Consider the following 14,988-nt stretch of genomic DNA (forward strand, 5'->3'; position numbering starts at 1 on the left):
TAGAGTTGGAGACCGCCCAGTGAGCTAGCAACAAGCGCGCCTACTAGTGCCAAAACCATATCCTTCTGCGCATCCCAAATATCCCCCTGAGAACCTAGATACGTTTGACCCAGTTCGCTTGAAAGCGTAATTGCCGCTAGCCACTCAACAAGCTCATACAGTGCCGCATGGGATAGTATTATCAGCACGGGTATACAGCGGTTTAGAAAAGTGTTTTGTGGGTAGCTTCTTCCTATGACCTCAGTTATTAATGGCAACAGTAACAACCCATAAAGGAAGTGAACCCATCGATCATACTGGTTACGATTAAAGCCAAGAAATTGATCCAATGAAAAACCGAATAAAATTTGCCCCCATAGATCGTAAGGCACTTTGGAATAGGTGTAATGGGCACCAACGGTATGAAATATCAAGAAGAGAAACACACCTCCCCATGCCAATCGAGAGATACTGCCCTGATACCAGTAACAGGCCAACACGGGGATCACTGCTAGCACTAGCACATTCTCAAGCAACCAGTCCGGACGAGAAACAGGACTGATTGCCAGCCATATCCAGAAAACCATAAAACTTACAAACAGCCAAATAGCATAGCGGTCACGTTTTCTCACATGCTGACTGCCAGCTTGGCTTATCCTACCCACACCAGCCCCTCCATTACTCGCTCTAAAGGCTTAAAAACCGCCACGTCGTAACAGTACTTTTTCGATTTCAAGTACCACCATCATCAACATGCCTAGACCTAAAAGCAGTAGCCCATCCATTAAAGCAAGTGGCCGACTATCGAACAGAGCATGCATAACCGGCAGGTAATTAAATACAAGTTGTGCAATGATCACTATTGAAACCGCCACCAAGACGGCTGGAGTGCCTAATACACCGCGCCAGTTAAATGCCGTCATATGTAAATAGCGTACGTTGAACAGATAAAATAGCTCCAGCACGACAATCATATTGACCACTAGGGTGCGTGCCATGGCCAATTCATCTCCCCTATTAAGGGAGTAGAAGAAAACACCCAGCACCGCCACCAAGAACAACAACGAAACAAATACTACCCGCCAGATCAAAAACGGCGTCAGCAAGCCTTGTTGCGCAGGTCTGGGCTGACGTCGCATAACATTCGGTTCAGCTGGTTCGAACGCCAAGGCCAGTCCGAGGGTGACTGTCATCACAAGATTGATCCAGAGGATCTGAACTGCGGACATGGGCATGGCAACGTTTAATAGTATCGCTGCAATGACCGCTAATACCTCGCCACCATTAGTTGGAAGTGTCCACGCAGCCACCTTGCGGATATTGTCATAGACAACCCTCCCCTCATACACAGCAGCCACAATAGAGGCGAAGTTATCATCAAGAAGTACCATCTGTGATGCTTCCTTAGCCGCATCAGTGCCTTTGTGCCCCATACTGATACCAACATCAGCCTGCTTTAGTGAGGGCGCATCATTGACACCATCCCCTGTCATGGCCACGATGGCGCCCCCCCGATTGCAGCGCTCGGACAATGCGCAGCTTATGCTCTGGGTTGGTTCGGGCAAATACGCTCGTATTAATAACAATGCTCGATAAATCGCTGTCAGGTATATCATCAATTTCGCGCCCAGTGAGCACCAGTGGATTCTCACCTAGCCCCAGCTGCTGGGCGATAGCTGCCGCTGTGGCTGCGTGGTCACCTGTAATCATTTTGACTGCAATTCCAGCAGAGTGGCACTCCTGGATGGCAGTAACGGCTTCCTCACGAGGCGGATCGATAAACCCCACTAGGCTAACAAAGACCAATTCGTTCTCAATACCGCTAAAAACTTAGCTTCTTCACGCCGGACACTACCTTCTTGGTGGCAAAGCCGAGCACTCGTTCACCTTCCGACGCCGCTCGCGCTATTCGCGCTGGCCACTCATCCCGATCAAGCGGCACTTCGCCTTTGTCAGTAATCTGTAAGTTAGATAGCTGTAAAAGCTCATCTGGGGCACCTTTAACGAAGATTCGACTCTCTCCGCCGGCATGGCATTCAGCGACGCCATCAACCGATGATTGGCATCAAATGGTATTTCATCAATGCGCGACCAATCCTTACGTACTCGCTCAGGGTCAAGGCCCGCTTTGATGGCTAACACCACAAGAGCCCCTTCCATTGGATCGCCGATAACGTGCCATCCCGCGTCGGAGTGATTTAACTGAGCATCATTACAAAGCAGTCCAGTTAACATCAGTTTCTCACTGCTCAACTGCAACGCATCTGTTGCGGCGTCTCCCTCTAGTTCAGTTTCCAATCGCCCATCGGGTGAATAGCCTGTTCCTGTCACCTTAATCAGCCCTGAGGAAACTTCTAACCGACGTGCTGTCATTTCGTTACGGGTTAATGTGCCTGTCTTATCAGAGCAAATAACCGAGGTAGCGCCTAGAGTTTCCACGGCGGGTAACTGCCGGATGACGGCATTGCGCTGCGCCATACGCTGAACGCCGATGGCAAGCGTGATAGTAATAACCGCGGGTAAACCTTCAGGAATAGCCGCCACCGCTAGGGCCACTACAGCAATAAGGGCATCAGACCAGACATAGCCTCGGGCTAGCACCGCAAAAGTAAACAGGCAGGCTGTCACTGCTAAGGTGATCCAAGTGAAGTGCTTGCCAAAACGGTTGATCTGACGTAGCAGTGGCGTTGTCAACGACTGGACATCGCGTAAAAGTGTACTAATACGTCCAATTTCGGTCTCACTGCCTGTAGCGACAACTACCCCTGTGGCTTGTCCAGTTGCCACGAGCGTACCCGAATACGCCATAGAGTGACGATCACCAAGGGCTGCGTCCTTCAAAGCAGGGGTCTCCCGCTTCTCGGCAGCAACCGACTCACCAGTCAAAATGGCTTCTTCGATTTTCAATGCGCTGACGAGGATTAGTCGCACGTCCGCTGGTACTCGATCCCCTGCCTTTAATATCACAATATCGCCAGGAACGATGTGATTGGCCAGCACTTTGATACGCTTCCCTTCTCGCACTAGGTGAGACTGCGGCGCAATCAAATCACGAATCGCATTCAGCGACTTTTCCGCTTTGCCTTCTTACACAAAGCCAACAATCGCATTGACCAGCACGACAGCAACAATCACTACCGCATCGACAAAATGCCCTAACAACAAAGCGGCCAAAGCTGCCGCTATCAGAAAATAGATAAGCGCATTGTGGAACTGAACAAGAAAGCGAAATAGAGGATGACGACCGTTTACTATTGGCAGTTGATTGTGGCCATAGATAACAAGGCGTTTAGCCGCTTCATCAGCTGTTAAACCAGTTAGCGATGAGTCCATTGATGATAGAACATCATTGCTATGCTGGGCATAGGCGTCGGCAGGGGGTGGTTTGACCGCAGCATCAGAGTGTCGTGAAGCAGACGATGTCTTCATACTGTTCCCTTAGCAATCAATCACTATCGCTACGCGACGGTTAACATTACAGATCAAGCACAACGGTGATGCTATCCGCTTGGTGGTCCGTTGACTGCACTCTGAACCCAAGCTCTGTAACCATTTTGAGCATTGGATGGTTCTCTCGCAGCACATCAGCGAACACCTGTTTGATAGCACTATTGCGCGCATAATCGATAATTTGCTGCATTAGTGTATAACCCAGGCCGGTACCTTTGATATCGCTACGAACCATCACCGCAAACTCAGCCTTTTCCTTATCGGGATCGGCAGATAAACGTACCACTCCTACTATCTCTTCACTGCCGGGTAGCATCGCCACAAAAGCCATTTCCCGGTCGTAATCAATTTGGGTTAAGCGCGCTGCAAAGGCATGATCGAATTTCTTAATAGCTGCAAAGAAGCGCAGCCGAACATCGTTTGGAGAGGATTGGCGCAGCATGTTAACCAACCCATCTTCATCTTCGGGACGTATGGGACGTAAGAAATAGGCTTGGCCACAGCGCGCCGAAATTGTTTTTTCAAATTGTTTCGGATAAGGGCGAATTGCCATTGGCAGACGCTGATCGGTTTTAATCACGATGCGTGCATCCAGGGCAATGACACCAGTGGCATCAGCTAGAAGAGGATTGATATCAAGCTCAACGATTTGCCCCAAGTCACTGACAAGCTGCGACAATCTAATGAGCGTGAGTGTAATTGCTTCCATATCAACTGTTGGATGATCACGATAGCCTTGTAAAAGGCGTGATATCCGAGTGGATCGGATCATATCTTGAGCCAGCAGAGAGTTAAGCGGCGGTAAGCCAATAACGCGATCGCTAATGACTTCAACGGCTTTCCCCCCCTGCCCAAACAGAATAATGGGTCCGAAAACACTGTCTTCAGCAACGCCTAAAATGAGTTCATGTGCCCCTGGGCGGCGAATCATCGGTTGTACATTGAAACCATCGACTCGTGCCATAGGTGCCGCCTGACGAACCGCGGCAAGTATCTTCTCGGCTGCCTGATACACGGCGTCAGGCGAGGCCAAATTTAATTGCACACCCCCTACATCTGACTTGTGTGAAATATCGCGCGACAACACTTTCAATACAACGGGGAAACCCAGTTTTTGAGCCGCCCTACTGGCATCCTCCGGAGTGAGAGCCACTATGGCAGGCACTGTGGGTATGCCATATGCTGCCAATATGGCTGATGACTCGGGTTCAGTCAGTAAGCTGCGGTCATCTTCAATAACGCGTTCAATAATAGCGTTCGCGCTGGCTATATCAATGCGAAAGAGATCGGACATAGCCGCAGGTGTCTCCATCAAGGCTCGCTGATTGCGCCAGTAACTGGACAAGTGCCAAAAGGCACGGATGGCCTGCTCGGGCGTGTCATAAGAGGGAATGCGCTTCTCAACAAACAATCGTCGGGCCTCGGCGGGCGCTCCTTCACCCAGCCAACACGTTAATACGGGTAACCGTCGCTTATTGAGAGTAGTCATCACCGCTTGAGCGGCATCCACGCTGTCGGCAACCGCCACCGGACAGTTGATAATGAAGAGTGCATCAGCTTGACGTTCATCAAGTAAAACTTCGAGCGCGTCTGCATAACGTTGCCCCGACGCATCGCCAAGAATATCGACAGGGTTATCGTGTGACCAAGCCTTGGGTAAGACGGCATCTAAACGCGCCAAGGTGGCTTCGGAAAGCTCTGCCAAGTGGCCGCCCACTTCGGCCAATTCATCTACTGCTAGTACACCGACCCCGCCACCGTTGGTAAGTATAGCCAGCCGTTCACCCTGAACATGGATACCCGTAGCAAGCGTTCCTGCAGCCTGAAACAATTCATCCAAGGTTTTGACCCGCAGCATGCCTGCACGCCTAAACGCAGCGTCGTAAATAATATCGGAGCCAGCCATAGCCCCTGTATGCGAAAGCGCCGCCTTGGCTCCCGATTCACTGCGACCAGCCTTTACCACGACGACTGGCTTGTTCCGTGAAGCCGTGCGTGCAGCCGATAGGAATTTACGTGCATCAGTGATGGCCTCGACATAGAGAAGAATAGAGTGCGTTTTAGGGTCTAGCGCTAGAAAATCGAGTACATCGCCAAAATCAACATCGCTCATTGAGCCTAAAGAAATGACATAGGAGAAGCCAATCCCACGTGCGGAAGCCCAGTCAAGAATCGATGTTGCCACAGCGCCCGACTGAGAAACGAAAGCCACGTTTCCTTTCTGCGGTGAAAGGTGGGCGAAACTAGCATTGAGGCCATTGTGGGGAGCCAAAATACCTAGGCAGTTTGGCCCGACAATTCGCATTAGATAGGGGCGCGCCGCCTCCAACATAGCTTGCTTAAGCGCCTTGCCCTCCCTCTGAGTCCCTTCTCCAAAACCCGCAGTAATGACCACCGCCGCACGACAGCCCTGCTCACCAAGTTCCTTGATAAGCCCCGGAACGGTTTCTGGTGGGGTCGCTATAATTGCTAGCTCTGGGGACAGCGGCAATTCACTGACAGAGTGATAGTTCAGGGTTGATCGAATAGCGCGCTCATTAGGATTGACGGTGAGCACAGGGCCCGCGAACCCTGCACTGAAAAGGTTACGCGCTAATACGGCTCCCACCGACCCCGGTTGGTTACTGGCACCAATGAGAGCAATCGTTCCAGGCGAGAACAGCGCATCTAAATTGCGAATCGACATCTAACATCTCCGCTAACCGTTTGCTTTCAAGACATCACACATCGTTCGTTTATTCAGCTGAATTCTCATGTCAAGAGCGTGTACAAGAGCATTCAGAGCTGCAACAGGGCCAGTGCAGAAATTGACGTGGACTAAGTCATTGTATGACATAGCACGTTACGACAACTGTATTATTAGCAGCATAAACATTGATCTAAAACATAAAAACAATGATTAGTAATAAGCTAGGAAACCTAAAGGCTTCTATACTTTAAATTATCGACGCACGCTTTCTTTTACAAGGAGGGAATAAAATGACAACATTGCAATCGCCCCATAAAAAGGCTTTGAATGCTCCCAGCTACGATGGTGCATTTATATGGTGGTATCAGCCCTTGATGGCAACTAACAGCTCTTCAGTCAAATTACAGTACATCTGGTTTGACACGCTTAACGATGCCATGCGCCACGAACTCGAATTATTCTCAACCATGGTTGACTCATATAGCAAGCTAACAAACTGCATGCTGGGATTGGAAGGAGTGCAGACACCACTATCAATGGTATCTTGTTATCATAATATAGCAAGTGACATGGCAGACGTTAATATGAGACGAATACTTAAAGTGACTGAACTCAAAGAAGATTTTAAAGAGCGCCTTTGGAGTGAAATGTAAAGCCAAAAAAATCAAAATTAACATTTTTTAGAAAATCTGGATAGACTATGTCAGTCGAAACTATTCAACAAGTGTTGGAAATGACGCAACTGTTACATACCAACTTAGCTCATGGCTTAGAAAAAGCATCTCATTCCGCTCCGGAAGAGAAAGTACGCATGCTGCTTGATTATCTTTCGCTACATGAAAAAGAGCTGAGTCGCGTTTTGGAACTGAGCAAGCAAGATGCTCAGGCAGCGGCTATTCATACATGGTGTGTGGAGTATTTCGACAAACATTTTTTTGCTCTGAATAACATAGACTATGCCAACATGTCTTTTGCAGAAATCATGCAGTCGATAGTATCGACTCATAGCAAAATTATTGAGTTATATCGTTTTTTGGCGATGCGCACTGAGGCTGCAGAAGCTAAGGAGCTAGTGAGTAACTTGTTAACGCTTGAACAGCACGAAATTATGCGCATGGTTCGCGATGCAGAAAAATTTGAAGACCTATAGTACTTTGTTTATATATGGTTATTCTGTTTTATTAAGCACTGAGGACGTATCATGAGCGCGAATCAAAGAAAAACACAGCTTGAGCAACTACGTGAAGAAGTACTTGAGCGTATCCAACGTTACGAAGCACATCAACGCCATACTCGTGGTGCCTTAGATAAAGATCTTGAAGAGCAGGCGCTAGAAATTCAGGGTGATGATGTCGTCGACCTTTTAGATAATGAAGCGCGTGCTGAGTTAGCACAAATCGAAAAAGCACTCTCAAGGATTGATACCCACGTAGGAGACCGCTGCGAAGTGTGTGGCGAATTGATCGAAACTCAACGCTTTCACGCCTTACCCTACGCGACACGCTGCAATGAGTGCGCTATTCCTTAAACTCATCAGTCAGCAATGCATTAACCATCAAATTACCCTAAAGGCGTAAGTGCGGGTGAAGTACATTCGATTCGGTTACGACCATTTCGCTTGGCATTCATTAGCAAATGATCGGCACGATCGATTAAATCAGCAATAGAGTGATCGTTGAGCTCAAGAGTGGCAATACCAATACTGACAGATAATCTTTCATTTTTCAGTGTTTGACCTAAGCGCTCAGCGATGACTTTAGCACCATGGATATCGGCTTCGGGTAATATAATAATGAACTCATCGCCACCATAGCGGCCCACCAGATCCCAGTCGCGTACGGAAGAACGCATCACTTGTGCAACGGTTTTCAGCATATGATCGCCCGCCGTGTGCCCGTGTTCATCATTGATTGACTTGAAATGGTCAATGTCCAACATCATCACACAGAGCGATAAACCATAACGAGAAATCCGCTTAAATTCAGCATTCGCCAAATCAAGCAGATGGCGTCGGTTATAGGTTTCGGTGAGGGCATCATGGGTTGCTAAATAGGTCAGTTGCGAATTCGCAGCCACTAATTCAGCAGTGCGCTCTAAAACCCGACTCTCCAATTCTTGCTCGGTGAACGAAGCTATCTGCGTATAAGCATCCTCACCAGAGCTTAAGAAAATACAGAGTAAATGCGTGACTACTCCTTGTTGGTTCATAATGGGCAATAGAAGCACCTTAAGGCAGAGCGGGTGATTATGTGCCTCGATATGACCACCTGGCACTTGGTAATTAACCGGGACTCTCTCCATCACACAGTGCTTGCAGTTTATAAAAAACTCTTCTCCTAACGGTGATGGGAGTAGATGAATGATATTTTTACCTATACTTATTACATCGTTGCTTCGCCGGGCATGTTGTAAGGGATTAACTGCTTCAACAATATAGTTATCTTTATCTACAGTGCTAATAATTATCATCTGCTCCGCAGAAAACTCACAAAAGCACTTGATCACCGGACAGACATTACTACCAAAACTATCGAAATAGTTAAAACAATCCGGGGAAAAACATAATGAAGAATGCATGAATTAACTCCACTGGTATAACAGTGTTTATTTTTCGGTGTTTTATCTTTCATTTACCCAGCTAAAGATAATTCAGAAAATCCTAACTTCCATTGCTCTCGACACTCTTGCAGCACTCGACACTCATTAGCCTTCTGTGTTGCACAGTTGAATAGGGTGTTGTGAAGTTCAGGCGTAGCATTGGTTTCCAGCAGCCAGTTAAAAATGTGCATGAAACTCTAGCATCTTCTTCAGCTTTCGAGAGTAGTTCACGTCCCATAGGCTCACCTACCACAAAGAAGTGTTGACTTTTAATTTTTGTCAAAGGGACTTCCCTTGGTTGATTGTTAATAAGACAAGCGCCAAGACCCATCTTACTGGCGACTTCTTGCAAGTTACAAAGACGGTGTACGCACTCCATGCCAACGGCTGTCATCAAGCGACTAACAGAGGGATCAAAAGGCAAAAAGGTAAGAGCTAGCCACCTATAACGATGTAGTTCATTTTCCTCGTGTGAGTGGGCTAAGGCGATCTGCTCTTGGGGTAAAAAAGTAAGCGCTAATAGATTGCTTATGGTCATGACTATAGTCCTCCTTTGTAAATCCAAAATTTGATAGGTAATCAAGAGGACATACTAGAGCGAAATAAAGCTAGAATTCCTTGATGCGCATCAACTTTCGCATCACCATTAGAAATACGACAAAAGCTAAATAACAAAACTCATATATAAGCATTAAACAATATTAAGCATAAACACCTTAGAAAGCCCAATCAGGACAATAAAATCGTTCAATTTTAAATAGTTATTTAATTTTATAAAACCAATACCTTACTCTCTTGATTTAAATAAAAATGATGCTTATAAATTAAGTATTCGCATTAATAATACAGCTCAGCCAGTTCCACCCCTTTAAACAACAGGAGTGACCACATGTCCTCTCGCGACGTTGTTATTTGCTACCCAGTTCGCACTGCTATTGGCACCTATGCTGGTAGTCTCAAGGACTCTCCTGCTACGGATCTGGGCGGACGGGTCATTCAGGAAATCCTGCTTCGATCGAAGCTCTCCCCCGATAAGGTTCAATCGTTGATCATGGGCCACGTGATCCAAGCAGGCTGTCGTATGAACTCGGCTCGCCAGGCCGGGGTCGCCGGCGGCTTACCTGTTGAAGTACCTGCCCTGACAGTCAATCGCGTATGCGGCTCCGGTGCTCAGGCTGTCGCTAGTGCTGCCATGGAAATCTGGAGCGGTATGGCCGACTGCGTCATCGCTGGCGGTATGGAGAACATGGATAGAGCCCCCTATGTGCTAGCCCAAGGGCGTTGGGGCGCGCGCATGGGCGATGTGACGATGTTCGATAGCATGCTTTTCGACGGTCTGAACGATGCTTTTAGTGGCAAGCATTCCGGCTGGCACACTGAAGATTTAGTGAGCCGCTATGTCATCTCACGTGAAGATCAAGACACCTGGGCCCTACGCTCTCAGTTAAACTTCTCAAAGGCTCAGGAAGCAGGCTACTTCAATGCTGAAATTGCCGGAGTCGAGCTCACTAGCCGCAAGGGCACCACAACCTTCGCGCGAGACGAGCATAACCGCGGCGACACTACCCCAGAATCATTCGCTAAGCTCAAACCAGCCTTTCGCAAGGACGGCTCAATCACTGCGGGCAATGCCCCAGGGCTAAATAGTGGCGCGGCGGCAATGATCGTCGCTGAGCGCGAATGGGCCGAACAACAGGGCTTATTGCCCATGGCACGTTTGGTCTCCTTCGGGATCGCAGCCGTAGAACCTGACTACTTCGGCATCGGTCCAGTTCCTGCCGTGAAACAGGCTTTAAACCGGGCTGGGTGGACGATAGGAGACCTTGACCGGGTCGAGATCAACGAGGCCTTCGCCGCTATCGCCTTAGCATGCCAGCGCGAGCTGGGACTATCAGAAGATATCGTCAACATGGAGGGAGGTGCCATTGCTCATGGCCACCCCATCGGGGCAAGCGGCGCTGTGCTGACCACACGTCTGCTGCACGCTATGCAACGCACCGGCGAACGTCGCGGCGTCGTGACCCTTTGTATTGGCGGTGGCCAGGGTATTGCCTTGGCACTAGAGTCCCTCTAACCATTGTTCTAAACATTGTATTAAGAGCACACGAACCGAGCCTTATTTGCAGTAGAAAAGGTCGACCCTTGCGTCCTTTTACTAGGTGATGTGTCTTCCTCGTAAGTAACGTACACAACAAAAGGGGCTCCGTGCATGCTGGATATTTTTACAACGTTAGCCGACTGGGTCGTTTATGATTTAGTAGGTCTGTCTCCCGTCAGTAAGTGGGGTTCATCGCTGCATTTTTTCATTGAAGACACCACCAAAATCTTGGCGTTGCTGGTGGTAATGATCTATTTCATTGCCCTTGCCCGCGCCTCCCTCGACCTTGAACGTGTACGGGATTACATTCAAAAGAAGAATCGTCTCTATGGCTATGGCCTAGGCGCAAGTTTCGGCGCCATCTCCCCGTTTTGCTCCTGCTCCAGCATTCCACGCTTTCTCGGTTTTACTAGGTATCGCTATTGATGGCAAGCTTGTGCATAGCGGCGGCATGCCGGATCGGCACAAAATTGAATCGCTGTTGAAGGCTTGAGCTACGCAATAAGAGAGGAGGTAGTGCGAACGACGCGTTTCGTTGCTACACCAATAATTAACAGTCTTGCTGCTGGTTTTGCTCCCACGTAACACTGACTGCTAGCCCATTGGGCGTGCGGTTATTTAGCGTAAGGCGTGCGCTTTGGCGCTGGACTAACTCAGAGACAATCGATAAACCCAATCCGCTGCCGGTAGTACCCTGACCGGACGCGCGCCTAAAGCGCTCCGTCACCTTATCCAAAAGTGCCTCGGGGAGCCCGGGGCCAGTATCTCTCACGGTCAGTTGAGGCAAACCCTTCCAAAGCGCCAACTCTACCTCCACTTGCCCCCCTTCCGGCGTATAGCGCAAGGCGTTATCCAGTAGGTTACGAAAGAGAATACCCACCTCGACTTCGTCGGCGCGAACCTCCAGCCGGGTTAACCCCGTAAGCCTTAAGCGCTGATCTCGCTCTTCAGCGAGTGGCCATAGCTCGGCTACCAATTCAGCAATAATCGGATAGAGGTCGATCGTGGCCGGTGAGGTTGTAGCGACTTGATCCAAACGAGCCAAAATAAGCAGTTGTTCTACCACCCGCTGAAGCCGTTCAACCCCGACATACGCCTTTTGTAATGATTGCTCCCCCCCTGCCTGTGCATTATCTAAGTGGATTCGCAGCGCTGCCAAGGGCGTGCGTAATTCATGGGCCGCATCTGCAGTGAAACGCCTCTCGCGCTCTAACGTTGCTTTTAACCGGGCGATAAAATCGTTTAGCGATTGGCGTAATTCACTAAGCTCTTGCGGAACCGGATTATCGATTTTACGCAGGTCGTGGGCGGAGCGGCCTTGTACTTGGCTGGAAAGCGCTTGGATGGGCGCAATCCCTCGCTGGATAATACGGCTCATCAGCCAAAGCAGTAGTGGTAGCAAAAAGAGCATCGGCAATAAATTGTTCCAGGTGATGCGCTCCACCACTTCATCATGAAACGAACCTCTCAGCCCCATGCTGATCCAGGTATCGCTGGCAACGTCGAACATGCTGAACACCCGCCAACGATGCCCATCGTAGCTTTCCCAGCGAAAACCCTCCTCTAAAGGCGCGGGGAAAGGCCCGGCATCATTCCATTTGCCCCCTAACAGCCTGGGTGAACCATCGGCATTCCAAAAACCCAGCACTAATTTGAGCTCTTCCTCGTGGTAAAGCTTGGAATCTGATTCTGATCCGCTCACGGGCACTGCGTCACCGTCGCGATATAGCTGTGTCGGATGTTCTGGGAGGCCCATGCGCGAAGCCAGGCGAGCATAGTCGTCGATGGTCGCGTTTGGATCGAGTTGGCCAGCCACAATCCGGCTATGCAGACTGAGCTGTGTATCGAGAATTTCTTCTAGCTCGTGATCGGTAATTAAGTAAGCCGCGGTAACCGCAACGCCCCCGGCGACAACCAGGGTAACGGCCAGCGTGCGAAGCAGATAACTCCGTATCGATCTCATTGCGCTTGGCTATCCAGCCGGTAACCAATCCCGCGCACATTGATGATCAGATGCTTCTCAAGCTTTTTACGCAGATGATGAATGTGAACCTCCACCGCATTGGACTCTACCTCATCGCCCCAGCCGTAAAGCAAATTTTCCAAACGGGGGCGAGATAGCACCTTGTCGGGGTGCCTGGCTAACTCTAAGAGTAAGGCATACTCGCGTCGACCCAACTTTACGTCTTTGCCCCGCCAACTCACCGCATGACGAGCCTCATCAATACTCAAAGCACCCAACGTCAGTATTTGCGAAGCACGCCCCTCAGCGCGTCGCATGACGACTCGCAAGCGGGCGAGTAGCTCCTGCAAATTAAAAGGCTTGAGCACATAGTCATCCGCCCCCGCATCCAAACCGCCAATACGGTCTTCCATCGCATCGCGAGCCGTCAAAATCAGAATAGGCAGAGTAGACTGCTGACGGAGTAACTGCAGCACCTGCATACCGTCCATATCGGGCAGCCCAAGATCCAAAATAATCACACTGAATGTCTCGCTGCCGATAGCGCTGATTGCCTCGCGGCCAAGCATAAACCAATCGACCGTATAACCCTCGCGCTCTAGCGCTGTCTTAATGCCATCCCCTAGCAAGGGATCATCCTCTATTAGCAGTGCCCGCATGCTGCTTCCCCCCATCGACAAACCGCTATCTTCGCTATCAAAACTTAAGCTTTTCTTAAATACGGCAACTTACTGCCCACAAAGCATACGCATCTGGATTCAACCAGTAAGCCAACGGTCTTTTTTTGCATACCTCTTGCGCAATTTAACTCTTCTTTAAGTTATTTAGGCTCAAGCTGCCTCTTTCGCCATGGGCAAAGCCAAAACAACGCCTTCAATGGCGGTCATTTTGCATCTGCCCTGTCGCTGCCGTGGGCAGATCATTGTCTATTAACTGAACAGAGCGCCAGAGCATGCACTTACTAACACTTATTAGAACAAACTATTATTTAAAAATAATGGCCCGTTTTTTAGAAAAAAGAATGAAGCGATATTTACTGGGAGGCCTACGGTATATCCTCAAAGCGCCTGCACCAGAAACCATCGATAGCCTTGTGGGTATAGAGAAAATTTTAATTATTCGCCCTAATTTTCGTCTGGGCAACGCGCTAATCAGCACCCCTGTCATCGATGCTTTGCGTGAACGCTTTCCTTGCGCGCGCATAGACTATTTAGCCACCGACAAAACATGGCCACTGTTGCAGCAACGTCCTGTTGACCATTTCCATTTACTGTCGAGAGCCGCCATTCTCCGTCCCTGGCAGTGTGTGACACTATGTCGACGCCTACGAGCACAACGCTATGACCTAGCGGTACAAGTGAGCGGAGGCTCAACGAGCGGCTTTATAGTGACCCGGTTAATAGGGGCACGGTACACCATGGGTTCACGCAAAGGTCACCAGCGGTGTTACAGCATTGAGGCGGAAGGGAAGTCATCCCATGCCTACGATGCCATCGTTAATTTGACACGCCCACTCGGTGTTGCTTGCCGTAATAGGCCATTGCTCCAGCTAACGGAGCAGGAACGCTATCAGGCAATAACGAAGATCCAACAGCTAGTCAGCCCTCATAGCGATCGACCATTAGATACAGACTTTATTGCGATCTTCGTAGGCGGGCATCAAAACAAACGCTGGCCGTTGGCATTTTGGCTAACGCTCATCGATACGTTGGAAGCCAGCAAAATACGCTATATCGTTTTTCTTGGGCCGGAAGAGTTTAGGCTTCTAACACCGATTGAGCAGCGTTTGATGTCATCGCTGTATGGCAGCTTATGCCCGCCGCTTCCTATACGTCACTTTGCCGCCGTTCTAGAGCGGGCGCGGTTACTCGTGACACCCGACTCAGGGCCTATGCACCTAGCAGCAGCACTCGATGTCGCCACCATTTCCCTAGTACGCCAGAAAAAATTACTCGCCTTCGTACCACGAGAAGCCTATGACACCATTCTGTGGCGCCCAGAGATCAGCACGGTAATAGAAGCCATACGCGTTAATCTTGACGGACAAAACTCCCCCGCTCCTGTTCAAACGGCCTCGGTAACGGATCATCCAAATCAGTGGGTAACACCACAATCAAGTGCTGCTCATTTCTATTCTCGCTCTGAATTAAAGCGCATAACTGTTCGTTAAGTTTTGCCCTTTATAGTGCCCCCACTATTACGTTATCGAGT

The 14,988-nt window shown here is 49.3% G+C and carries 15 protein-coding genes and 1 pseudogene; 6 read left to right on the forward strand and 10 right to left on the reverse strand.

The annotated features are described in order from the left end of the window. The 6 genes and pseudogenes from J7J49_RS00945 to J7J49_RS00965 all read right to left on the reverse strand — a co-directional run. Positions 1–644, reverse strand: a 644-nt coding sequence (locus J7J49_RS00945) for a DUF2238 domain-containing protein (protein WP_353048317.1), incomplete at its 3' end; no start/stop codon positions are given. A gap of 30 nt (positions 645–674) precedes the next feature. Then, entirely contained in the window at positions 675–1,472 is a 798-nt protein-coding gene (locus tag J7J49_RS00950) for an HAD-IC family P-type ATPase (protein WP_251048094.1), read from the reverse strand. Beyond that, entirely contained in the window at positions 1,450–1,785 is a 336-nt protein-coding gene (locus J7J49_RS22365) for an HAD family hydrolase (protein ID WP_251048080.1), read from the reverse strand. Before J7J49_RS22365 ends, J7J49_RS00950 begins: the two co-directional genes overlap by 23 nt. A gap of 16 nt (positions 1,786–1,801) precedes the next feature. After that, positions 1,802–3,003, reverse strand: a pseudogene (locus tag J7J49_RS00955) (HAD-IC family P-type ATPase). Between the two features lie 63 nt (positions 3,004–3,066). Continuing rightward, complete coding sequence (locus tag J7J49_RS00960; protein ID WP_215089483.1) at positions 3,067–3,408, reverse strand: cation-transporting P-type ATPase; 342 nt, start codon at positions 3,406–3,408, stop codon at positions 3,067–3,069. 46 nt (positions 3,409–3,454) lie between these two features. Beyond that, entirely contained in the window at positions 3,455–6,115 is a 2,661-nt protein-coding gene (locus J7J49_RS00965) for a bifunctional acetate--CoA ligase family protein/GNAT family N-acetyltransferase (protein ID WP_215089485.1), read from the reverse strand. Positions 6,116–6,408: 293 nt separating this feature from the next. Between J7J49_RS00965 and J7J49_RS00970 the strand changes: the two genes are divergently transcribed. Genes J7J49_RS00970 through J7J49_RS00980 form a run of 3 tightly spaced genes read left to right on the forward strand, consistent with a single transcriptional unit; the run spans position 6,409 to position 7,646 of the window. Further along, the gene (locus J7J49_RS00970) at positions 6,409–6,771 is read left to right on the forward strand and encodes a hypothetical protein (RefSeq protein ID WP_215089488.1); all 363 of its coding nucleotides are present in this window, start codon (positions 6,409–6,411) and stop codon (positions 6,769–6,771) included. A gap of 47 nt (positions 6,772–6,818) precedes the next feature. Then, complete coding sequence (locus J7J49_RS00975) at positions 6,819–7,268, forward strand: hypothetical protein (RefSeq protein ID WP_215089490.1); 450 nt, start codon at positions 6,819–6,821, stop codon at positions 7,266–7,268. Between the two features lie 51 nt (positions 7,269–7,319). After that, a complete protein-coding gene (locus J7J49_RS00980) occupies positions 7,320–7,646 on the forward strand; it encodes a TraR/DksA family transcriptional regulator (RefSeq protein WP_215089492.1) in 327 nt (108 codons plus the stop codon). 32 nt (positions 7,647–7,678) lie between these two features. Here the strand turns inward: J7J49_RS00980 and J7J49_RS00985 are convergent, their stop codons facing one another. Both J7J49_RS00985 and J7J49_RS00990 read right to left on the reverse strand, forming a co-directional pair. Next, on the reverse strand, positions 7,679–8,695 hold the full coding sequence (locus J7J49_RS00985) for a GGDEF domain-containing protein (protein ID WP_215089494.1): 1,017 nt from the start codon (positions 8,693–8,695) through the stop codon (positions 7,679–7,681). An 82-nt stretch (positions 8,696–8,777) separates the two neighbouring features. Then, a complete protein-coding gene (locus tag J7J49_RS00990) occupies positions 8,778–9,254 on the reverse strand; it encodes a hypothetical protein (protein ID WP_251048081.1) in 477 nt (158 codons plus the stop codon). A gap of 351 nt (positions 9,255–9,605) precedes the next feature. Between J7J49_RS00990 and J7J49_RS00995 the strand changes: the two genes are divergently transcribed. Together J7J49_RS00995 and J7J49_RS01000 are read left to right on the forward strand one after the other, a co-directional pair. After that, positions 9,606–10,790, forward strand: coding sequence for a thiolase family protein (locus J7J49_RS00995; protein ID WP_215089497.1), 1,185 nt, complete (start codon positions 9,606–9,608; stop codon positions 10,788–10,790). A 135-nt stretch (positions 10,791–10,925) separates the two neighbouring features. Continuing rightward, entirely contained in the window at positions 10,926–11,240 is a 315-nt protein-coding gene (locus J7J49_RS01000; protein WP_353048318.1) for a permease, read from the forward strand. A 124-nt stretch (positions 11,241–11,364) separates the two neighbouring features. On the opposite strand, the gene J7J49_RS01005 is transcribed toward J7J49_RS01000, so the two are convergent. Both J7J49_RS01005 and J7J49_RS01010 read right to left on the reverse strand, forming a co-directional pair. Next, complete coding sequence (locus J7J49_RS01005; protein WP_215089499.1) at positions 11,365–12,777, reverse strand: ATP-binding protein; 1,413 nt, start codon at positions 12,775–12,777, stop codon at positions 11,365–11,367. Further along, complete coding sequence (locus tag J7J49_RS01010) at positions 12,774–13,436, reverse strand: response regulator (protein ID WP_215089501.1); 663 nt, start codon at positions 13,434–13,436, stop codon at positions 12,774–12,776. The genes J7J49_RS01005 and J7J49_RS01010 overlap by 4 nt, the downstream gene beginning before the upstream one ends. Positions 13,437–13,798: 362 nt before the next feature. On the opposite strand from J7J49_RS01010, the gene J7J49_RS01015 reads away from it, so the two are divergent. Further along, the gene (locus tag J7J49_RS01015; RefSeq protein ID WP_251048082.1) at positions 13,799–14,947 is read left to right on the forward strand and encodes a glycosyltransferase family 9 protein; all 1,149 of its coding nucleotides are present in this window, start codon (positions 13,799–13,801) and stop codon (positions 14,945–14,947) included. Positions 14,948–14,988 lie beyond the last annotated feature (41 nt).

Origin of the sequence: Halomonas sp. ISL-56 (assembly GCF_018612805.1) — a bacterium.
In the GTDB taxonomy this organism is placed as follows: Bacteria; Pseudomonadota; Gammaproteobacteria; order Pseudomonadales; family Halomonadaceae; genus Vreelandella.

Coding starts and splice junctions, on each gene's coding strand:
- J7J49_RS00950 (WP_251048094.1), bottom strand. CDS start 1,472: ATGACAGGGGATGGTGTCAATGATGCGCCCTCACTAAAGCAGGCTGAT.
- J7J49_RS00960 (WP_215089483.1), bottom strand. CDS start 3,408: ATGAAGACATCGTCTGCTTCACGACACTCTGATGCTGCGGTCAAACCA.
- J7J49_RS00965 (WP_215089485.1), bottom strand. CDS start 6,115: ATGTCGATTCGCAATTTAGATGCGCTGTTCTCGCCTGGAACGATTGCT.
- J7J49_RS00970 (WP_215089488.1), top strand. CDS start 6,409: ATGACAACATTGCAATCGCCCCATAAAAAGGCTTTGAATGCTCCCAGC.
- J7J49_RS00975 (WP_215089490.1), top strand. CDS start 6,819: ATGTCAGTCGAAACTATTCAACAAGTGTTGGAAATGACGCAACTGTTA.
- J7J49_RS00980 (WP_215089492.1), top strand. CDS start 7,320: ATGAGCGCGAATCAAAGAAAAACACAGCTTGAGCAACTACGTGAAGAA.
- J7J49_RS00985 (WP_215089494.1), bottom strand. CDS start 8,695: ATGCATTCTTCATTATGTTTTTCCCCGGATTGTTTTAACTATTTCGAT.
- J7J49_RS00990 (WP_251048081.1), bottom strand. CDS start 9,254: ATGACCATAAGCAATCTATTAGCGCTTACTTTTTTACCCCAAGAGCAG.
- J7J49_RS00995 (WP_215089497.1), top strand. CDS start 9,606: ATGTCCTCTCGCGACGTTGTTATTTGCTACCCAGTTCGCACTGCTATT.
- J7J49_RS01000 (WP_353048318.1), top strand. CDS start 10,926: ATGCTGGATATTTTTACAACGTTAGCCGACTGGGTCGTTTATGATTTA.
- J7J49_RS01005 (WP_215089499.1), bottom strand. CDS start 12,777: ATGAGATCGATACGGAGTTATCTGCTTCGCACGCTGGCCGTTACCCTG.
- J7J49_RS01010 (WP_215089501.1), bottom strand. CDS start 13,436: ATGCGGGCACTGCTAATAGAGGATGATCCCTTGCTAGGGGATGGCATT.
- J7J49_RS01015 (WP_251048082.1), top strand. CDS start 13,799: ATGAAGCGATATTTACTGGGAGGCCTACGGTATATCCTCAAAGCGCCT.